The sequence below is a fragment of the Sulfitobacter undariae genome (genome assembly GCF_014196805.1).
Taxonomy (GTDB): domain Bacteria; phylum Pseudomonadota; class Alphaproteobacteria; order Rhodobacterales; family Rhodobacteraceae; genus Sulfitobacter; species Sulfitobacter undariae.
Window position 1 is genome coordinate 21,071 of the sequence record NZ_JACIEI010000011.1, and the last position, 19,953, is coordinate 41,023.

Consider the following 19,953-nt stretch of genomic DNA (forward strand, 5'->3'; position numbering starts at 1 on the left):
GCCTCGTTTCAACAGAAAGGGATCATGCGAGAGGGCAATAATGAAATAAAAAAGAGGCCCCTTTGTATAATCAGCAGTTATAGATTGAGGCTAGGTTACAGCTTTTGCCCCTTCCTGCTTTAGGTAGTCTGACAGGAAGCTTTGAAATTGCATGGCGATGTTTGAGGTCGGAAAAAGTTTTGAGGTGATGCCGTGCATCTTGATGGGGAGCGCAGGTTTGGTTGGACGTATGGCGATGGACGTCGTCTGGTGGCCGATTAAGGCAAAGCTGTCGACCAACGCAACGCCCAATCCATTGCGCACCATTTCCAGCGCGGTCGCGGTGTGGCGCACCTCACAAAAGAACCGGCGCTCAAGCCCCTGATCGGAGAAAATATTATCAATCGTTTGCCCTAACGGGGTGCGAGCTGCGTAAGAAATATGCGCCACATGGTTCAGATCGGTCACCGACACGCGTTCCATCAGCGCCAATTCGTGATCTGGTGGGCAAATGCACATCAGATGACCATCGCCAATTTCACGAACATGGACGGCTGAAAGCCTTGGTGGAGTGATTGAAAGCCCCAGATCGGTACGGCCACTGCCCAATCGACGGGTGATTTCATCAATGCTACCCAGCTCGATAGACAATTTGAGCTTCGGACGCGTTTGCATAAATAGCCCCAGCACCCTTGGTAAAATACTGTGACCGATTGACGGGGTTGCAACAATGCTCAAGCGGCCAACGGTGCCACCTTTCAGCTCTCCGATCATGTTATCAATGCGCTTTTGCTGCATGAATAAATGCTGCGCCTCTTGCGCGATGTGCAGCGCTTCTTTGGTGGGAATCAGGCGGCCGTGCTCTCGCTTGAACAGCGGAAACCCGATGGCGTCTTCGGTGTGGCGGATCATGTTGCTGATTGCGGGCTGACTGACATTGAGCAGTTGTGCGGCGCGTGCAGTGGTGCCGACTTCGATCACGGTAGAGAGAACTTCGAGCTGGCGCGCGTTTATCATGATATAACTTTCAGTTATTTAATTGGGTCTAATATTTATTTCATACTTATTGCCTGACTGGCTAGCAAGTATGTAGGGCAACCGCCATTGCCGTTTGAACATGACGGGCCGGGCTTGGCTCAAACAGGGGTGTGAAGCAAAAATGACCTATTCATTAGCCGGACGTGACCCAAAAACAGGCGATATTGGTTTTGCTGTAACGACATCTTCGGTCTGCGTTGGCGGCCGTGTTGGCGCGGTCACAGATGGATGTGTTGTTTTTTCGCAGGCCCGCACAGACCCGCGTCTGCACAAGACCGGTTTGCGGATGTGGGACGATACCGGCGACGCCGCAAAAACATTGGCGGCAATGAAGAACGCAGCGACGGCGCTGCATTGGCGCCAGATTGGTGTTTTTTCCGAAACTGGAGAACCACTACATCACACAGGCACGTCTTGTATGGATGCAGCAGGTGGATTGACTGGGAGGGATTGTCTGGCGCTCGGGAATTTTCTGGGGTCTGAGCATGTGCTGCCCGAAATGATACGCGGGTTTGAAAGTGCCACTGGTGATCTGGCGTCCCGTTTAATGGCGGGGATGCTTGCAGGCGAGGCCGCTGGCAGTGAACGTGATCCTTTGCAATCGGCGTCGGTGGTGGTGCTGGGCGCACAGAGCTTGAAAGAGGTTGATCTACGGGTCGATTCCTCAAAAACGCCCTTGCAGGATTTGAATGAAATGCTGATCGCTTGGCTACCCAAGGCGGCGGCGTATCGGGTCCGGGCGCTTGATCCGGATGCTGCCGAATTTTCCAGCAAAATCGAGCATTGATTCATGGCAATCCGATCCAGATTTTACCCGTACAAGGTGCCCTCGTTAGCGATGTTTTTGTCTCCCGCTCTGGGTGGGTTTTCACAATGCTTAAAAGAAATGCTGATCTGGATGAAGTTTCGGCAATTGCAAAAAAAACAGATGCTTTTAGGGGGATTGCACTCTGGAAGAGTGTCATGCGTTTTATATTTTATATAACAAAAACATGAGGTAAAGCGGAATTTGTGAACTCCGCAGCAAGCGCTGCGACGCACATAGAAAATCACGTACAGCCTTCAAATGCACTCGAACTTGCCAACAATTAGGAGATCTAAGATGAACAATCAGTTTAAATTCGTTACTCTCTCAACCCTACTCGCGCTAAGTGGGCCGGCCCTTGCGCAGGACAAATACACTGTGGCGCTGGACGGTACTTTTGCGCCTCACGCGATGCCATCCCTATCGGGGGGTGTTGAAGGTTTTAACGTGGATCTGGCAAACATCATCGGCGAGCGTTTAGGCGTTGAAATGGATGTCGTTGCAACGCAGTTTTCCGGCATTCTGCCCGGTCTGGCGGCGGGCACCTATGATTTTGTTGTGGCCCCTACAACCATCACAACTGAACGTGCCGAGAGCGTCCTGTTTTCCGAAGGATACCTGAACACCGATTTCCAATTTGTGGTCAAAGCGGGCACGGATGATGTGCCTGATCTCGAAGCCCTGAAAGGCAAGATCATCGCAGTGAACAAGGGTTCGGCCTATGATTCTTGGGCACGTGAGAAAGGGGACGAGATCGGTTGGACGGTGGAAAGCTATGGCACCAATAGTGACGCAGTGCAGGCGGTTGTGTCGGGTCGTGCTTTTGCCAATGTCGCGGGCAATACCGTGTCGGCATGGGCGGTTAAGCAAAATCCTGCGATTGAGTTGAGCTACCTTTACACGACAGGTTTGGTTTGGGGGATGCCTTTTCGCAAAGGTGACGAAGCGTTGCGCGACAAGGTTGAGGCCGTTATCGAGTGCCTGAAAATTGATGGCACGATGGCAAGCTTGAGCGAGAAGTGGCTTGGCGTGACCCCCGCAGAAGGTTCCGCGGCAATTACGCCCCAGCCGGGCTTTGGTGAACCGGACTTTGCAGGATACGTGATGGACGATCACGTGCCGAGCTGTGAATAATATGGCGTCGACATATAACGAGAAAGGGACGCCGTCATCGGCGACCCTTTCGGTGCGGGCTTTGCACAAGTCCTTTGGCGTCCTTCCGGTCCTCAAAGGCATCGATCTGCATGTGCAGCGTAGCGAAATGGTCTTTGTTCTCGGGCCTTCTGGGTCAGGAAAATCCACCATGCTGCGGTGTTGCAACCTGTTGGAAGAACCTGATTCAGGTGCGATCCTGATCGAAGGTGACAAGCTGACTGGTCCGGGTGTGGACCTGAACAAAATGCGCCAGAGGATCGGGATGGTGTTTCAATCCTTCAATCTCTACCCGCATCTATCTGCATTGGGGAACGTCACATTGGCCCTGCGCCGCGTGCTAAAGATGCCCCGTGAGCAAGCCGAATCCGAAGCGATTGCAGCGCTGACCAAAGTAGGGCTGTCTAACCGCGCAGGTCATTTCCCGTCACAACTGTCTGGCGGCCAACAACAACGCGTGGCAATTGCCCGTGCCTTGGCGTTAAAGCCGACGGTTATGCTGTTTGATGAACCCACATCGGCGCTGGACCCTGAATTGGTTGGCGATGTGCTGGACGTAATGCGTGATGTGAAAGAGCAAGGTATGACGATGCTTGTGGTCAGCCACGAGATGAAGTTCGCCCGTGATGCCGCAGACCGCGTTGTCTTTATGGATGGGGGTGTGATCGTTGAGCAAGGCCCACCCGAGCAGATATTCGGTGCGCCCACCCAAGAGCGCACCCGTACCTTCCTTTCGCGATTTCACGGCTGATGCAGATGGATATGTTTCTTGATCAATTCCTGAACCAAGCCGTGCTGGTAAAATACACGCCGCTGATCCTGAAAGGGGCAGGGGTGACGGTATTGTTGTCAGTGCTGATTGTGCTTACGGGGCTGACGTTGGGTGCGGGACTGGCGTGTTTGCGGGCGTACCGCATCAAGGCTTTTTCGTTCGCGATTGTTATTTTCGCGGATGTCCTACGCGCCTTGCCGCCGTTGGTTTTAATCTTGCTGGCATTCTTTGGGTTGCCCAACATAGGTGTTGTCCTGTCGTCGTTCACCGTTCTGTTTCTTGTGCTGAGCTTGGTTTTAGCTGCATTTGCCGAGGAAATTGTCTGGGCGGGCATCACGGCGACGCCAAAGGGACAGTGGGAGGCGGCGCGCAGTACGGGGCTGACCTTCACACAGGCGTTGTGCTATGTCGTGTTGCCGCAGGCGGTGCGCATGGTGATCCCGCCGCTGACAAACCGTGCAATTGCCATCACCAAAATGACGGCTTTGGGGATGGTGATTGGCGTGCCGGATATCTTGGGGCAGGCGACTACCGCGCAATCCTTCAGTGCCAATGCCTCTCCTTTAACCTTGGCGGCTATTGCATATGTGGTGATTTTTCTACCACTCGTGATCGCTTCGCGTTGGCTGGAACAGCGCTTTACGCAAAAGGGGAGTTGAGCGATGGAAGCAATCATTCAACAGTTTTTTAACATCGAGATAATGATCAAAGCCTTGCCATTGGTGCTCAAGGGGCTGGGCGTGACGCTTTTGATTTGCGCGGTGGTGATACCATTGGGCGCGTTGGGTGGCCTATTCGCCGCGATTGCATCTGTGTCAAAGAACCGCGCTGTCAGGTGGACTGCAATTGGTTTTGTAGACTTGTTTCGCGCCATCCCGCCTTTGGTTTTGCTGATCTTCATTTACGCGGGGTTGCCGTTTGCAGGCATCCAGATTTCGCCGTTTGTGGCCGTGGCCGTGGGCTTTTTCCTGAATAATTCAGCGTACTTTGCCGAAGTATTCCGCGCGGGTATTTTATCTGTACCCAAAGGCCAGACCGAGGCGGCACGCTCCACCGGAATGACCCAAGGCCAGACCCTGTTTTGGGTCACGCTGCCACAGGCCGTGCGCAATGTGCTGCCTGACCTTTTGTCCAATGTCGTTGAGGTGGTCAAATTGACCTCGCTGGCCTCTGTCGTGTCTCTGGGCGAAATGCTGCATGCAGCGGGTTTGGTTAGATCGCTCACTTATAATGCTTCGCCGCTGGTTCTTGCGGCAGGCCTTTACCTTGTTCTGCTCTGGCCGCTGATCCGCTTGATCAGTCGTTTCGAGCGCAAAATTGATACCTAAAATGGGAGACTATACATGCGGGAAATCGTAATCGGGGGCGCACAGCTGGGTGCCATTCAGAAATCGGACAGCCGCGAAGCTGTTGTAGCACGTATGATTGCGCTGTTGTCACAGGCGGCGACAGCGGGCTGTGATCTGGTGGTTTTTCCAGAGTTGGCGTTAACCACATTTTTTCCACGTTGGTGGATGGAAGACGCTGACGAAGTAGAAACGTGGTTTGAAGCGGAAATGCCGAATGAGGCCACGCAGCCCTTGTTTGATGCGGCGAAGCAGCATGGCATCGCGATCACCTTTGGTTATGCGGAATCCACACCTGACGGCCATCACTACAACACGTCGATCTTGACGGATAAAGAAGGTAACATCGTGGGCAAATACCGTAAGGTACATCTGCCCGGCCATGTCGAGTTTGACACAGAGCGCGCATTTCAGCATCTTGAAAAACGCTATTTTGAACCTGGCGATCTGGGGTTTCCTGTGTGGAAAAATCTGGATGCATGGATGGGCATGGCGATTTGCAATGACCGTCGTTGGCCTGAAATGTACCGTGAAATGGGGCTGCAGGGCGTTGAATTGATCACGCTTGGCTACAACACGCCTTCCGTCAACAGTCAGGATGGCAATGAAGGCTTGGCGCAGCGCCTGTATCATTCCGAATTGTCGATGACAGCGGGGGCTTACCAAAATGCCTCTTGGGTCGTTGGGGTGGCCAAAGCCGGTGATGAGGATGGTCACCCGCTGATGGGCGGGTCGATAATTGTAGATCCGAACGGATTTGTAGTGGCACGCGCCGAAACCGAAGAAGACGAGCTGATTGTACATGCTTGCGATATGGACATGTGCAATTTTGGTAAGAAAACAATTTTTGATTTCGCCCGCCATCGCCGAATTGAACACTATAGCCGCATCACGGGGCAAACTGGTGTCGTATACCCCAAGTAGGGGGCATGGACGATTTATCCTAAAGGAGAATGACATGAGTAATCTCATCCACCGAAATTCTGATGGTGTGTTTATCATCGCTGCAACGCCGTTTGATGAAAGTGGCGCGATTGATTTTGACAGCGCGGATAAGATGGTCGATTTTTATCTGGAAACAGGCGTAAGCGGCCTGACCATTCTGGGTATTATGGGCGAAGCCCCTAAAATGGCAGGAGATGAAGCCGAAAGCTTTGCCCGCCATGTGATCAAACGCGTGAACGGCCGTGTCCCTGTCGTTGTGGGAGTATCTGCGGCTGGGCTCGACAACATGGCGCGGCTCAGTGCTGCCTCCATGGATGCGGGAGCAGGCGGCGTTATGGTCGCTCCGCAGCCGGGGATGATCACCGAAGCAAAACTCAAATCCTACATGGCGCAGGTTTGCGAGGCGGTTGGCGAGACGCCAATTTGTTTCCAGGACTATCCGCAGACGACGGGTGTACAGGTCTCGGTAGAGACAATCATCGGGTTGACGGTGGATCATCCGCAAATTGTGATGTTAAAACATGAGGATTGGCCGGGACTGACCAAGTTGAGCCGTGTTCGGGCGGAAACTGACACAGGTGATGTGCCGCGCATGTCGATCCTGACGGGCAACTCGGCGCTGTTTCTGGCGCAAGAAATGCAGCGCGGCGCAGATGGGGCCATGACGGGTTTTGCCTATCCCGAAATGCTGGTGCAAGTTGTCGCACGCCATCAGGCAGGCGATGTCGACGGGGCGGAAGACCTGTTTGACGCCTATCTGCCAATGGTACGCTATGAGCAACAGTTGGGCCTTGGGCTTGCGATCCGGAAAGAAGTGCTGCGGCGTCGCGGTGTGATCGCCAGCAGCAAGGTACGAGCCCCAGGTCCGGCGATGAACGCCCGCGACATGGAGGAATTGACGCGTTTAATGTCGCGTCTGGATAAACGACTGAAAGAACTGAGCTAATGGATTTTGGATTAACTGGAAAACGGGCATTGGTGATGTCTTCATCGCGGGGGCTTGGTTTGGGCTGCGCACAAATGCTGGCTGCAGAAGGTGTGCATGTGCTGCTGACGGGACGTTCCTCTGACAAATTGGCGCAAGCCGCGGCAGAGATCACCGCCAAAGGAAAAGGCAAAGCCGACTACGTTGTTTGCGATTTGACGGATAGCGGTGCTGTCGACACATTGGCAAATGCTGCTGCCGAGGTCTTAGGCGGCGTCGATATTCTAGTGAACAACACAGGTGGCCCCCCTCCGGGCCGGATGGTGGACGCAGATGTTTCCGTGCTAGCGGCGCAATTCGATACAATGGTTCTCAATGTGATTGCCCTGACCGCACGGCTTTTGCCCGCGATGCAGGCGCAAAAATGGGGGCGTGTAATTACACTTGGATCTTCGGGTGTGATACAGCCGATCCCGAACCTTGGCCTGTCTAACGCGCTGCGCTCTGCTTTGGTGGGGTGGTCGAAATCATTGTCCAACGATGTGGCGGCCGACGGTGTGACCGTGAACATGCTGTTGCCGGGCCGGATTCATACGGAACGTGTAGACGAGTTGGACGGTGCGGCGGCAAAGCGCACCGGCAAGTCGCTGGATGACACACGCAGCGCGTCACGGGCTACAATTCCCGCAGGTCGCTATGGTACCGTTGAAGAATTCGCATCGGTTTGCGCGTTTCTCGCCTCGGCCAATGCCAGTTATGTCACGGGCGGGCTGATCCGGTGTGACGGCGGCGCAATCAAGTCCGTGTGATTTTTTGATAATATAGATAAATAGGGCCGACGCAAATTGACCCTGTTCCATACCTCCATAGAAAGAAGCACCATATGAGCGGTCCCATTGTCGTGATTAACCCTAACTCCAACCAAGCGGTGACAGACGGGCTGGACCGTGCGCTGGCCCCTTTTCGCTTGGATGGGGGGCCGGAAATCAAATGCGTCACGCTGGCAGAAGGCCCGTTTGGCGTTGAGAGCCAAGTCCATTCTGATCAAGTGGTTTTACCACTGGTCAATCTTCTGGGTCAGCATCCCGATGCCTCGGCCTTTGTGATTGCATGCTATTCCGATCCCGGTATTGATGCCTGCCGTTCGGTATCCCCTGTGCCTGTTTTTGGTATTCAAGAAAGCGGTGTTCTTACAGCGTTGAGCCGCGCAGATAGGATCGGGATTGTTGCGATCTCTGGCGCATCCGAGAAGCGCCACCGCCTGTACATGCGCCGCATGGGCATTTCAGATCGTATTGCGGGCGAGCGGGCGTTGAACATTACAGTAGACGAATCCGCGCGCGGCAGCGGTACTTTTGCGCGGTTGCAGGAAATCGGTAATCGCCTAATAGAAGACGGTGCCGAGGCGTTGGTGCTAGGCTGTGCAGGAATGGCGCTACATCGCGCACCGTTGGAGGCTGAACTGGGTATTCCTGTCATCGATCCAACGCAGGCAGCGGTCACTGCGGCATTAGGGGCAGTCCTGGCCAAACGCTTTTAGGATAAAACTGCTTTCTGAGGAATCGGCATATTCCTTGAGGGTATCACACCACCGCAAGCCATTGCGGTTAAGAAGAATTGGAGGGGGGCATAACTGCCTTGCTTGGTTACAGAGCCAGATGAGGGTGGCTATCACTCATTTGACTTGAGCCTGATTAGGTAGCTTGAACCCTATCCATTCAAGGGTAATTTTTGCTGATCTTTACAAGGTGTCAAAGCGTCTGCGATTTAGAAGTTTAGCCCATTCTTCTAAATCGCAATTAACGTCATTATTCAAATTTGGGGGGTATTCAGTGGCGTCCTATTTGTGCGGGGCAAGACTTCCAAAGGGGCGGCTTTCAAGCCTGCGCCCCTTTATGCTTTCGTCTGGTACCGTCCATACGCCATCCCGATCTCGCTGAATTGTGCTCTCCGCGAGGAATCGTCACGAGTTGCCGCAATCGCCATTTTCTCGAATGTGGGATTGTTGCGGTTTTCGGTTTCTTCGTCCCTGATACGCTGGGGCTCTGTGATAGGGTCCAGACCATCGGCCAGCACGGCAATCCATTGAGCGCGGGCCTTTTGGGCCGCAGCGGGTGAAACATCAGGCATCGCTTCCATCCCTATTGCGCGCCGCCTGCCGTTCAGTGAATATCTAAACGTCCATTTTCCGCGCCGGTTTCAGTTTTCTCAAGTATCAGCCCCCCACCTAGCCCCCCATTTGGGCGTTGATATAGCGAAACAAGTTGCAACACGCTGCCACAACCGAATGTTGCTGCGTGCAGCAAGATATAGATATTATTTCAACAAGAAACATGTAGCAACTGCTACATAGTTCTCCCCGCCCGCACCAAGGCTTTGGCTGAAAGGCCATATTTCATTAACTGACTAGCACTGGCGTTGTTGTGCTGGGTACACTTTGGGGCGCAACCGATGACGTTGAGAGTGAGGTCTATGGATACATGTGACGAAATCCATGATCGGCGTTCTGGCGATGATCTGGCTGGCCATTATCAATTCATGGAATGAACGAGAGCATGGTGCGGCGATTTTGCTTGGGTCAGCCGCCACAGCAGGGCGCGGCGGCTGACTGTTCTAGGGCTTAGCTGGCGGTCGGCCATGCCCGTCTGCGGATGTCCTCAAAGCGGTGCAGTACCAATATCCGGCCGTCGCGAAAGACGGGCACAAGCGCATCTGCGCCTTTGGGGATATTGGCCGCAGGGCGGGCGACCAAGCTGCCGCTATCGCTGCGCATGGCCCCTTGTATGCCTTTGCGAGAGGTTTTGGAGTCGTTGGCGGTTACCGGATCTTTGAACACGTCATACCACACGCCGTTGCGATACAGCGCCGAGGCCTTCATTGCGTAGCCAAAGCTGTCACGGTCTAGCTTTTGCAGCAACCCGCCGCCCATACCAAAGGCGATGTTCCCGATGGCAAGGCCGCGTTGCATCATGGCCTGCATGATGTCGACAATCGAGTGACGGTTCACACCGTCGCCTTGGATCACGCGGACCTTTTCATGCAGCAGGCGGTAACCTTGTGCAGTGGTGCTATAGCCGAACTTGGCCATCAATGCTTCGATCACGTCAGGCACAATCTGTATCGGATCACCACTGTCTGGGCGCACCACCAGCACGCCGTCGCGTGCCAGAACATCGTTGCGCAGTTCGCCGCCCCAATAGTCGCGCACGGCCCGCATGAGGTCATAGCTGTCACTGACGCAGGCGATGATGCCTGAAGGATTGGCCTGCATGAAACGCCGCATTTGATCCATCTCGCCATTCGGCCCTGCGGCAGTCATGGTCGAGTGTTCGGAGGCAGGGATGGAGAAACCAGCCATATCCGCGCCGTAGTAATTACGCGCATAGACCAGCGCCGCCACAGTATCGGTGCCTTGGGCGTTCACCAAATGCGCGGCCCCGCCGATGGCTGCGGCCTCAAAGCTGGCCGCGCCGCGCGCACCGAAATCATGTAGTTTAAACTCCGCCCCCTCGGCGCTGCCATCAGTCACGATCATCGCGGCGCGGATGGATTTCATCACGCCATAAGACAGGCTGCACACGGTAGAGGCATACCAAACCGCGCGCAGCAGGCGGGTTTCCAGATAGGAGACCAGCCAGAAACAGGCGGGGTCGGTGTTCTGGATGCGCAATTGCGGCACCGCAACAGGGGCAATAGTACCCTCAGGCAAAGCCTCAATCAGGACGGGCAGGCGGCCTTGGTGGGCGTCGATGATGTGCTGCCAGCCCGCAATATAGATGTCAAAGCCGTGGGCCTTTAAAAACGGGGTTGCTTCATCCAGCATTGCTTGGGTCACGACGCAGCCCGCCAGTTTCGCCAATTCCATTTGCAGGCCAAAGAACACCACCTTATCCATATCACCCCACGCGCGGCGCGGCTCTATGTAAGATGACACATATTCAGTGCCCTCAGGGTATTGGCTGTAGTGAGAAAGTTTGTAGCTGTCGGTGTCATAGATCAGATTGTTGACGTCGATCGCGTTTTCAAACAGCGCCGCAGCGCGTTGGTTTTGAATGGTCATTGTCCTGTTCCTCCTCGGATTTGGACGGATTTTCAATCTGCGGACCTCCCGCAAATCATTTGCACACGGATATGCTCCGTGCCGGCAATCCTGCCTGTTAGGGCGGTATCTGGTTAGTCTTGTGCCATCAGGATCGAGGCGTAGGCAAAGGGTACTTCGGGCACCAATGCGTGGATGATGTCAAAGTGATCCTCGAACAGCGTGTCAGGGGTGATCTCGGTGATCGGCACCCAACGTGCGGTGGCGGCATCGCTACCGGATTTCACTTTCTCCAGCTTGGCGCGGTCTTGCAGGTCAAAGACAAATGCTTCGGTCCGTACCCAGCCCTTTTCTGATCGCTCGGGGTGGTCAAACACTCTGCGCTCGCGCAGACGGCCCAGCATGGCGCCTTTTGGCATGTCCAAACCCGCTTCTTCATAAAGCTCACGGATCGCCGCCTCTAGCGCGGTTTCACCCGGATCAATGTGCCCGCCCGGCAGCGCCCAGAGCCCTTTGCCCGGTTGCGCGGCACGTTCTACCAGCAATACATGTCCAGATTGCACCACAACTGCATCAGCCGTGTTGACGGGAATGGCATAGCCATAGACCTGCTCGGCAGCTTTTGTGCGTTCCTGATACTTGGCAACAAATGCCCCTTCTACGCGGATGGTATCGACGGCATCGGGGTTGGCGGCGATCCAGTCCATCACAGGCGCAACCTGCGCCGCGCCAAACCGTTGTGCCATCTCATCCGCATCCCCAAAGAACAGGCCAGTGCGCAAGTCAGTGGCGTTCAGGACTATGCCATCATGGCATTTTGGCGATGCATCGAGCATTTTCCATGTCGGGAACCAGCCCAGATAACGCGAGGATTTATCTTTCTCAAAACCTGTCAGGACCACTTGGGTTGTCGCAGGGTCCAGCCCCGCTTTGCGCATATGTGCCATCACGGCAGTGCGCACATTTGTGGTCCATGCACGGTCATTATAAAGGGTATCAACCAGCGGCAAAGTGGCCACAGGTTTATTCAAATCCGCTGTACCCGCCATGATAAAGGCGCGGCGTTCTGCATATGTGAAGGGGTTTTTCCAACTGCGCGGACGGTAGGAACTGCCGACCAGCAACAATGCGCTATCCGCAACCTCAAGGGCGCGTTCGACAACGTCCAAATGTCCAAGGTGGAAGGGTTGGAAACGGCCGATAAATACAGCCAGAGTCTGATTGGTTTTCATAACGTGCGTCCTCCGCAGCGATTTTGTCACCGAGACCTCCTCGGTAAATTAAACCTAGAGCGAAGATGTCAGTCGATCAATTGCTTATTTTGCAAGGTCGCTATGCGTATCGTGCCCCCTGAGCGATGATCGGGGGGCGGGCGTTTGTTTCGGTGCTGCCCAATCCGGCGATGCGTTTATAGGTGGCGGCATGCTCTTCCATCTCGGCATGGGGGATCACATCTTCAACGCGGGTGATATCGCCGTTGCTGCGCTGATCAATGATGTCGAGGATTTTGTCAGGGCCGGCTGTGCGGTTCATCAGAATGATCTTTGACGTCACGGGCAGCATTTCGGCCTCATAAGCGTGCAAGGCATCGGCGTTCAGCCCGTGGGCAAGCAGGGCGGCAGTCAAGACACGTGCGTCCAGAATGCCCGCACCCGCACCGTTAGACCCAACAGGATAGGCCGCATGTGCCGCGTCGCCGATCAGGGTGGTGCGGCCGACGGTCCAACTGTCCAGCGGATCACGGTCCACCATCGGATATTCAAACACCTCTTTCGCGCCACGGATCAGGGCAGGGATGTCTAGCCCGTCACATTGGACTTTCTCGAACGAGGGTAGGAAATCATCCAGATTGGCCTGTCGGCTGTAGTCTTCTTTGCTGAACTTCTGGGCCGGATCGAATTGCATGTTACAAATCCAGTTGATGACAGCCAGCCCTGTTTCGGGATCAGGTGCGGAAATTGGATAAACGACGAAGCGCAAACCTTCGTGGCCGATCAGGGCCATGGTCGCACCAGACAGGAAGGGTTTAGCCAGCGCTGTACCGCGCCATAGAATGGCACCGCTCCATTTCGGTTCTGCTTCATGGGGTTGCATCTGACTGCGGATGGCCGAGTGGATACCGTCTGCCCCGATCACCACCGATCCACTGACGCTGCGCGTCTCGCCTGTGCGGCTTTGGAGGTGCAGTGTCGCTGTGTCGTCTTGCGTATCAAATCCTGTGGCGCGCCAACCGGTTTGCACCGCTTCAGGGCCAGCGCGGCGGATTAATTCTTCGTATAGCATCATCTGTAAACGGCCACGGTGCACAGAATAGGCAGGCCAGTTATATCCCGCCTCTAGGCCGCGTGGCTCGCTCCAGACATGTAGGCCTTGGCTGGTATAAAGGCCGTATTCACACAGGGGGATGCCGACTTGGTCCAGCTGGTCGCGCAACCCCAGCGCAAACAGCTCGCGCACGGCGGCAGGTTGCAGATTGATGCCAACGCCAAGAGGCCGGATCTGGGCCGAGGCCTCAAAGAGCTGAAAAGGGATGCCGACCTGTTGGCAGGTCAGGGCCAAAGTCAGGCCCGAAATGCCGCCGCCTGCAATCAATACTGTCATCGCTACATTCCTCCCGAAGCTTGGCCAAGATTGCCTAGGCGGTGTCGGGATGGCAACCTCTGAGCCTCTGGTTTGGCGCGGTTTATGTCACCGTCTTTTAAAATCAAGCGGCGTGGCATTGGCGATAAGTGAATTTGACCTAGCCGCTAAGAGTGGCTTGAGCTTAGGCGACTTGTCGCCGATTGGTGTCTGATCACAGGATATTGTGGTTGAGATGCGTTTTGGGGCTTGAAGTAGTTTGCGCCGAAGCAGGGAACAAGATACCAGTATCTAAAAATCGTGTGTCAAAGCTGTGGGTTTTAGAGTTTGCATTTAAGTGAACCGGAGCGCCGCAACGTGAGTTTGAGGGTTTAGGGCGTGAAAGTATTTGCTCTGTTTTCGGTGCAACGCACCGCGGTCGCTGCTGCGGCCATCTGGATGTCTGCGGCTGCGGCGCATAGCGCCGAAGTGAAGTTGCAAGGGATCAGCGATGATAGTCTTGCGGCGACTGTGCGCGGCGGATCACTGTTGATCGAGCAGACAATGCTGGAAGATAACCCGCCCACCACGTCAGAAATACTTGCGGCTGCTCAGGCGGATTACAAACGCCTCTTGGCGGTGCTTTATGATAATGGGTATTTCAGTGGAGCTGTCACTATTTCCGTGGATGGGCGTGAAGCGGCGTCAATCCCACCAGTGCATCCGCCCAGCCAGATTTCTCAAATCAACATCACGGTTGATACAGGCCCCAAGTTCACATTCGGGCGCGCCGCCATTGCGCCTATAGCGCCGGGCAGTGAAATTCCCAAGGAATTTGCCAAAGGTGAAACCGCGAGCATTGGTGTCTTGAAAAACACGGCCTCGGCTGGTGTGGATGGCTGGCGTGTGCGCGGCCATGCCAAGGCGGCGCTAACGGGGCAGGCGATCACTGCCGATCATCCTAATAAGACTGTGAATGCCGATCTGACCCTTACCCCGGGACCACAACTGCGGTTTGGTGCGCTGTTGATAAAGGGCGAAAGTGACGTGCGCCGCGAGCGGATTGTGGACATCGCGGGATTGCCCGAAGGCGAAGTGTTTTCTCCCGAAGAAATCCGCCTGTCTACAGAACGGCTTCGTCGCACGGGGGCTTTCAATGCGGTTGCGTTGAGCGAAGCAGAGACCATCGGGCCGAATAACACATTGCCTGTTACTGCACAGATTGTGGATGCTCCGAAGCGCCGTTTGGGTTTTGGTGCAGAATTATCCACGCTTGAAGGGCTGACGCTCAGCGCGTTCTGGCTGCACCGCAATTTGTTGGGGGGCGCAGAAAGCCTGCGCTTTGACGCAGAGGTGAGCGGTATTGGCGGCGGCACAGGTGGGACAGATTATTCCCTCGGCGTTCGTTTCGAGCGGCCTGCAACCTTTAACGAAGACACAGACTTCTATGCGCTTGCCAGTCTTGAGCAGCTTGACGAGGCGTCGTATTTCTCGCGGCAGCTTGATCTGGAGGCAGGGATCAAACGGATTGCCACCGAAAAACGCACTTACATGCTGGGCCTTGGCTTGCGTACTGCAGAGACACGCGATGTTTTTGGCGAAAACAAATACACGCTGCTGACCCTGCCGCTGGGCGCCGAGTTTGATTACCGTGACAACGCGCTGAACGCTAAAAACGGGTACTATATCAAGGCTGACGTCATGCCGTTTCTGGCTTTGTCGGGCGCTGCAAACGGTGTGCGGAGCTATGTCGATGTGCGCGGTTACAAAACTTTTGGGGCGTCGCGCCCTGTGACATTGGCGCTGCGCGGTCAATTCGGGTCTGTCTATGGCCCTGATCTGTCGCAAGCACCTGCTGACTATCTGTTCTATTCTGGCGGTGGCGGCACTGTGCGCGGTCAGGAATACCAATCGCTTGGCGTGGCCGTGGGCGATGACACCACAGGCGGGCGAAGCTTTTTGGGGCTCTCTGCCGAAGCGCGGGTCAGCGTGACAGACAGTATTGGCATCGTGGCTTTTGCCGATGCGGGGTATATCGGTGAAGAAGAGTTTTATGACGGTAACGGCGAATGGCATTCAGGTGCTGGTTTAGGACTGCGTTATAATACGGCCATTGGCCCCATCCGCTTTGATGTTGCCGTGCCGACTTCGGGGCCGGAAACGGATGAGAGTTTTCAGGTTTATATCGGTATAGGGCAGTCATTCTAATGCGTATGATCCGTTTTGCACTGGCAGTTATGACACTGCTGATCGCTCTTCCTGTAGCAGCTCAGGAGGACGATAAAGGTTTTATCGTTAATAAAATTCAAGAACTGCTGAGTGGCGCTGGCCGTCAGGTTGATCTTGTCGGTTTCCAAGGCGCGCTGAGCTCTGCCGCCTCCTTTGAACGGCTGAGCATTTCCGATGATGACGGGGTCTGGTTGACGCTGGAAGATGTTGTGTTGAACTGGAACCGCACGGCGCTGTTGCGCGGACGGCTTGAAGTGACCGAGCTAAGTGCGGCGCGGATCGACATTCCACGGTTGCCCAAATCCGAGGAAGAGGCGTTGCCCGATGCGGAGGCCACGCCGTTTACTTTCCCCCAGCTTCCTGAACTTCCTGTAGCGATCAACATTGATGCCATCACAATCAAGCAGGTCAATCTAGGTGCCCCATTGATGGGGGAAGCCGCGCAATTTGAGATGAATGCCAATGCCACGCTGAATGGCGACGGGTTGGATGTTGCTTTCAAAGCAAATCGTACTGACGAAAAGCGAGGTGTTTTTGCGCTGACGGCCAAAGTGGCGCGCGGTGAGGATACGCTGGATGTGCTGTTGGAATTTGACGAAGCAGAAGAGGGGATTGTTTCCAAACTGCTGAATATTCCAGATCGTCCTTCCGTGAACCTGACTGTAAAAGCAGCAGGCACTTTAAATAATGTGATGACCGACCTGAAAATCGACACAGATGGCCAAGAGCGTTTGGCAGGTCAGGTGCAGGTTGTGACCCAAGGCGATGCCGCAAATCCGGATCGCCGGATCGTGGCAGATATTGGGGGCGACATCACGGCGGTCACTCTTCCGCAATACCGCGACTTTTTCGGCACCGAGGTCAGCCTGACCGCAGATGCGCTGATCGAGGCGGGGGGCGGCATTTCTTTGGATACGTTCGCGCTCAAAGCGGCAGCGGTGGATCTGTCAGGGAAGCTGCGCCTGTCCGAAGAAAAATGGCCCTCTTTCATTGATATTGAGGGTGTTGTTGCCAGTCGCGGTGACGTGCCTGCGCTGATCCCCGGCGGCAATGGCGCCACGCTTCAGCATATGGTGCTGAATATTGATTACGATGTTGATAACGGTGACGCCTATCAGGCGGTGTTCAACATAAAAGGTCTAAAAACTGATGCGGGCGAAGTCGGGCAGACGATCTTGCGCTCGGAAGGGACGATGACGGGCGCGTTGGGAAATGTGGGCCAACTTTTGGGAACTGTTGATTTCAGGGCCAAAGGGGTGAAGCTGGTGGATGCCGCACTGTCCGAGGCTTTGGGCGATGAGATTAAGGGCAAAACCGAAATCAACCATGTGGAAGGCCAACCCTTTCGTATCACCAATCTGGATTTACAGGGCAGTGATTATAACCTGAAGGGCAATGTCGCCCTAAGCGGTATCGGAGCGGGGCTGGAAACGGTTCTTGATGCAACGCTTCGGGCCACAGACCTGAGCCGTTTTTCCGCGCTTGCAGGTCGTGAACTGGATGGCGCGACATCTTTACAGGTCAAGGGCAGCGTGACGCCCCTGAGTGGCGAATTCAATCTGGAAGCCTTCGGCAGTGCTGATGATATCAAAACAGGTATTGCGCAGGCGGATTCTCTGTTGGAAGGGCGCACGGAAGTACAGCTCACGGCCATCCGCAATCAAAACGGTACCTTCCTGCGTGGGCTAGAGCTGAATAACGCGGCGCTTCTTTTCACGGGCTCTGCCGAACTGGCATCTACTTCCAGCCTTGTAACTGCTGACGTGGTGCTGCGCGATATTGCAACCGTGCTGCCGCAGTACGAAGGGCGTGTGGAGCTTACAGCAAAGGCCAGTGAAAACGGCGCTGGCTGGAATGTGGATGTAAAAGGCGATGGCCCCTATGAGGTTGCGCTAACGCTTGAAGGACTGGCCACAGGCGAGAATGCGGCGCTGAAATTTGCGGCCAATGTGCCCGATCTTTCTAAATTCTCCGAAGGGGTAAACGGACCACTGAACGCCGAAGGCACGCTGCGCCAAACGCCTGAAGGCTGGCTGATACAGACTGATGCAGGCGGCCCATATGACGCTAGCGCACGAATTAACGGTTTGGTGACACCTGTGCTGAACGTCGGGTTTGAACTGGCTGTGCCAGAGGTTTCTGCAATCGCGCCACAGGTTTCAGGCCCGCTGCGTGCTAACGGGCGTTTGCGCCAGACAGCCGATGGCTATGTGATCGAAACAGATGCCGCTGGCCCCTATAATGCCACGGTAAAAGTGAACGGCGCATTGACGCCCGCGATCGACATCCAGTTTGACGCCGCTGTGCCTAACGTGCAGCCGCTTGTGCCTCAGGTGAACGGTGCTGTGCGTGCCACGGGACAGTTGCGCCAAACGGATCAGGGCTTTTACGTCAACACGTCTGCGACAGGCCCCTACGGTGCACGCGCCCTTGTTGAAGGTTTGGCCACGGGCGAAAACATGTCACTTGATTTCAAAGTGAGCGTGCCCAACGTTGCACCGCTGGTGGCTGGGGTAAATGGCCCATTGGCGGCCCAAGGCACCCTGAACCAGACAGCTGCAGGGATGGCGGTGCGCGTCAACGCAAACGGACCTTACAGCAGCCGCGCTTCTGTAAATGGGGTCGTCACGGGGGATAACGCTGCGGTTGATTTCACAATGAACCTGCCAAACATCGGGGCGATTGTACCCAAACTGAGTGGCCCCGTAAGCGCAAACGGCAAAGCAGCCAAGACACCGCAGGGGTGGAAAATTGACACCTCGGGACGTGGGCCTGAAGGCACCGCTGCGACAGTTGCGGGATTGGTTGGGAACGATGGCAACATGAACCTTGCTATGAAGGGGAATGTGCACTTGGGGCTGGCGGCACCATTTATCGCGCCACGCAGCCTTCAAGGGGTGGCCAATTTTGATCTGGCTTTGCGCGGGCCTGCGGGGCTCGGCGCGCTAAGCGGTACAATCCAAACCTCAAACGCCAGCTTATCGGCGCCGACGATGCGGGTTGCACTGGAGGCGATCAACGCCAATATCCGGCTGGCAAACAGCCGCGCCGAAGTGGCCGTGACGGCAAACGCCACGGGCGGTGGTACTTTGTCCGTTAATGGCGGCGTTGGTCTGGAGGGCAGTTTCCCAACTGCTTTGGACATTGCTTTGAGTAACGTCGTTTTGACCGATCCACGCCTGTACCGCACATCGCTGAGCGGCGGGCTGCGTTTGTCTGGCCCTTTGACGGGCGGCGCTGGCCTGAGCGGTAATATCACCATCGGTGAGACAAATGTGACGGTTCCTTCAACCGGACTGACCAGCATCGGGGATATCCCGCCGATCAATCATATTCGGCCCCCTGCGGGCAATGTCGCCACGCGTGAACGGGCAGGGTTGCTGGAAGAAGGCGCTGCTAATGATCCGGCAAAAAGTGGCGGTTCCAGCGCAGGGATCGGTCTGAACATTTCAGTCAACGCGCCGGGGCGCATTTTTATTCGCGGGCGCGGGTTGGATGCTGAATTGGGCGGTAACCTCCTGATTACGGGGGACACGAACAACATCATTTCGGCAGGCCGATTTGAGTTGGCGCGCGGGCGGTTGGATATTCTGGGCAAACGATTTGACCTAGAAGAGGGATCGGCGCAGTTTCAAGGCGATTTCATCCCCTATATCTATTTCGTGACCACCACAGCAACCGAGACAGGGACTGCCAGCATCATTGTGCAGGGTCCTGCTGACGCACCCGAAGTCACGTTCGAATCTACCCCTGCAGGTCCGCAGGATGAGGTGCTGGCGCAACTTTTGTTCGGGCGCAATATCTCGGACATCTCGGCGTTTCAGGCATTGCAACTGGCCAACGCGGTCGCGACCCTTGCAGGGCGCGGCGGCAACGGGTTGATTGGTAATCTGCGCGACGGCTTTGGTCTGGATGATTTAGACGTCGCAACCACCGACAGCGGCGAGACGGCGTTGCGTGTGGGGAAATACCTGACCGACAACATCTACACCGATGCAACAGTGGCCTCGGATGGGACGGGAGAAGTCTCGCTTAACATCGACATCACACCTAACCTTGTGGGTAAGGCGACATTGGGATCGGACGGGGATTCATCGCTTGGTGTGTTCTTTGAGAAGGATTACTGATCAAGCGCAAAGCGCCAGCGATTATTGATCGGGCGCA

The 19,953-nt window shown here is 55.3% G+C and carries 16 protein-coding genes and 1 pseudogene; 12 read left to right on the plus strand and 5 right to left on the minus strand.

The window, feature by feature from the left end; genetic code table 11:
- Window positions 1-90: 90 nt before the first annotated feature.
- Window positions 91-996, minus strand: a complete 906-nt coding sequence (locus GGR95_RS13600; protein WP_184566754.1) for a LysR family transcriptional regulator — start codon at window positions 994-996, stop codon at window positions 91-93.
- 142 nt (window positions 997-1,138) lie between these two features.
- Between GGR95_RS13600 and GGR95_RS13605 the strand changes: the two genes are divergently transcribed.
- The 9 genes from GGR95_RS13605 (at window position 1,139) to GGR95_RS13645 (ending at window position 8,502) form a co-directional block, all read left to right on the plus strand.
- A complete protein-coding gene (locus GGR95_RS13605) occupies window positions 1,139-1,804 on the plus strand; it encodes a DUF1028 domain-containing protein (RefSeq protein ID WP_184566755.1) in 666 nt (221 codons plus the stop codon).
- Between the two features lie 315 nt (window positions 1,805-2,119).
- Window positions 2,120-2,956, plus strand: a complete 837-nt coding sequence (locus tag GGR95_RS13610; RefSeq protein WP_184566757.1) for a transporter substrate-binding domain-containing protein — start codon at window positions 2,120-2,122, stop codon at window positions 2,954-2,956.
- 1 nt (window position 2,957) lies between these two features.
- A complete protein-coding gene (locus GGR95_RS13615) occupies window positions 2,958-3,725 on the plus strand; it encodes an amino acid ABC transporter ATP-binding protein (protein WP_184566759.1) in 768 nt (255 codons plus the stop codon).
- Window positions 3,726-3,730: 5 nt separating this feature from the next.
- Complete coding sequence (locus GGR95_RS13620) at window positions 3,731-4,405, plus strand: amino acid ABC transporter permease (protein ID WP_184566761.1); 675 nt, start codon at window positions 3,731-3,733, stop codon at window positions 4,403-4,405.
- A gap of 3 nt (window positions 4,406-4,408) precedes the next feature.
- Window positions 4,409-5,074, plus strand: a complete 666-nt coding sequence (locus tag GGR95_RS13625) for an amino acid ABC transporter permease (protein WP_184566763.1) — start codon at window positions 4,409-4,411, stop codon at window positions 5,072-5,074.
- A 15-nt stretch (window positions 5,075-5,089) separates the two neighbouring features.
- Window positions 5,090-6,016, plus strand: a complete 927-nt coding sequence (locus tag GGR95_RS13630) for an N-carbamoyl-D-amino-acid hydrolase (protein ID WP_184566765.1) — start codon at window positions 5,090-5,092, stop codon at window positions 6,014-6,016.
- Window positions 6,017-6,050: 34 nt separating this feature from the next.
- On the plus strand, window positions 6,051-6,983 hold the full coding sequence (locus GGR95_RS13635; RefSeq protein WP_184566767.1) for a dihydrodipicolinate synthase family protein: 933 nt from the start codon (window positions 6,051-6,053) through the stop codon (window positions 6,981-6,983).
- Window positions 6,983-7,771: an SDR family oxidoreductase gene (locus tag GGR95_RS13640; protein WP_184566769.1), complete on the plus strand. Its 789-nt coding sequence runs from the start codon at window positions 6,983-6,985 to the stop codon at window positions 7,769-7,771. Before GGR95_RS13635 ends, GGR95_RS13640 begins: the two co-directional genes overlap by 1 nt.
- Before the next feature lie 74 nt (window positions 7,772-7,845).
- Window positions 7,846-8,502, plus strand: a complete 657-nt coding sequence (locus tag GGR95_RS13645) for an aspartate/glutamate racemase family protein (protein WP_184566771.1) — start codon at window positions 7,846-7,848, stop codon at window positions 8,500-8,502.
- Window positions 8,503-8,855: 353 nt separating this feature from the next.
- Here the strand turns inward: GGR95_RS13645 and GGR95_RS13650 are convergent.
- A pseudogene (locus GGR95_RS13650) lies at window positions 8,856-9,137 on the minus strand (hypothetical protein); the annotation flags it as partial.
- Between the two features lie 307 nt (window positions 9,138-9,444).
- On the opposite strand from GGR95_RS13650, the gene GGR95_RS19045 reads away from it, so the two are divergent.
- Window positions 9,445-9,570: a hypothetical protein gene (locus tag GGR95_RS19045; RefSeq protein WP_281395951.1), complete on the plus strand. Its 126-nt coding sequence runs from the start codon at window positions 9,445-9,447 to the stop codon at window positions 9,568-9,570.
- A gap of 12 nt (window positions 9,571-9,582) precedes the next feature.
- On the opposite strand, the gene GGR95_RS13655 is transcribed toward GGR95_RS19045, so the two are convergent.
- The 3 genes from GGR95_RS13655 to GGR95_RS13665 form a co-directional block, all read right to left on the minus strand.
- Window positions 9,583-11,022, minus strand: coding sequence for a nicotinate phosphoribosyltransferase (locus GGR95_RS13655; RefSeq protein ID WP_184566775.1), 1,440 nt, complete (start codon window positions 11,020-11,022; stop codon window positions 9,583-9,585).
- Between the two features lie 113 nt (window positions 11,023-11,135).
- Complete coding sequence (locus GGR95_RS13660; protein WP_184566777.1) at window positions 11,136-12,233, minus strand: NUDIX domain-containing protein; 1,098 nt, start codon at window positions 12,231-12,233, stop codon at window positions 11,136-11,138.
- A gap of 100 nt (window positions 12,234-12,333) precedes the next feature.
- Window positions 12,334-13,602 (minus strand): flavin-dependent oxidoreductase, encoded by a 1,269-nt coding sequence (locus tag GGR95_RS13665; RefSeq protein ID WP_184566779.1) that lies wholly within the window; start codon window positions 13,600-13,602, stop codon window positions 12,334-12,336.
- A 357-nt stretch (window positions 13,603-13,959) separates the two neighbouring features.
- On the opposite strand from GGR95_RS13665, the gene GGR95_RS13670 reads away from it, so the two are divergent.
- Window positions 13,960-15,768, plus strand: a complete 1,809-nt coding sequence (locus tag GGR95_RS13670) for an autotransporter assembly complex protein TamA (RefSeq protein ID WP_343042283.1) — start codon at window positions 13,960-13,962, stop codon at window positions 15,766-15,768.
- Window positions 15,768-19,916 carry a translocation/assembly module TamB domain-containing protein gene (locus GGR95_RS13675; RefSeq protein ID WP_246423380.1) on the plus strand — a complete coding sequence of 1,383 codons (4,149 nt, stop codon included), beginning with the start codon at window positions 15,768-15,770 and terminating at the stop codon, window positions 19,914-19,916. Before GGR95_RS13670 ends, GGR95_RS13675 begins: the two co-directional genes overlap by 1 nt.
- The last annotated feature ends 37 nt before the right edge of the window (window positions 19,917-19,953 follow it).

Coding starts and splice junctions, on each gene's coding strand:
- GGR95_RS13665 (WP_184566779.1), bottom strand. CDS start 13,602: ATGACAGTATTGATTGCAGGCGGCGGCATTTCGGGCCTGACTTTGGCC.
- GGR95_RS13635 (WP_184566767.1), top strand. CDS start 6,051: ATGAGTAATCTCATCCACCGAAATTCTGATGGTGTGTTTATCATCGCT.
- GGR95_RS13620 (WP_184566761.1), top strand. CDS start 3,731: ATGGATATGTTTCTTGATCAATTCCTGAACCAAGCCGTGCTGGTAAAA.
- GGR95_RS13605 (WP_184566755.1), top strand. CDS start 1,139: ATGACCTATTCATTAGCCGGACGTGACCCAAAAACAGGCGATATTGGT.
- GGR95_RS13660 (WP_184566777.1), bottom strand. CDS start 12,233: ATGAAAACCAATCAGACTCTGGCTGTATTTATCGGCCGTTTCCAACCC.
- GGR95_RS13600 (WP_184566754.1), bottom strand. CDS start 996: ATGATAAACGCGCGCCAGCTCGAAGTTCTCTCTACCGTGATCGAAGTC.
- GGR95_RS13630 (WP_184566765.1), top strand. CDS start 5,090: ATGCGGGAAATCGTAATCGGGGGCGCACAGCTGGGTGCCATTCAGAAA.
- GGR95_RS13610 (WP_184566757.1), top strand. CDS start 2,120: ATGAACAATCAGTTTAAATTCGTTACTCTCTCAACCCTACTCGCGCTA.
- GGR95_RS13615 (WP_184566759.1), top strand. CDS start 2,958: ATGGCGTCGACATATAACGAGAAAGGGACGCCGTCATCGGCGACCCTT.
- GGR95_RS13645 (WP_184566771.1), top strand. CDS start 7,846: ATGAGCGGTCCCATTGTCGTGATTAACCCTAACTCCAACCAAGCGGTG.
- GGR95_RS13625 (WP_184566763.1), top strand. CDS start 4,409: ATGGAAGCAATCATTCAACAGTTTTTTAACATCGAGATAATGATCAAA.
- GGR95_RS13675 (WP_246423380.1), top strand. CDS start 15,768: ATGCGTATGATCCGTTTTGCACTGGCAGTTATGACACTGCTGATCGCT.
- GGR95_RS13640 (WP_184566769.1), top strand. CDS start 6,983: ATGGATTTTGGATTAACTGGAAAACGGGCATTGGTGATGTCTTCATCG.
- GGR95_RS13655 (WP_184566775.1), bottom strand. CDS start 11,022: ATGACCATTCAAAACCAACGCGCTGCGGCGCTGTTTGAAAACGCGATC.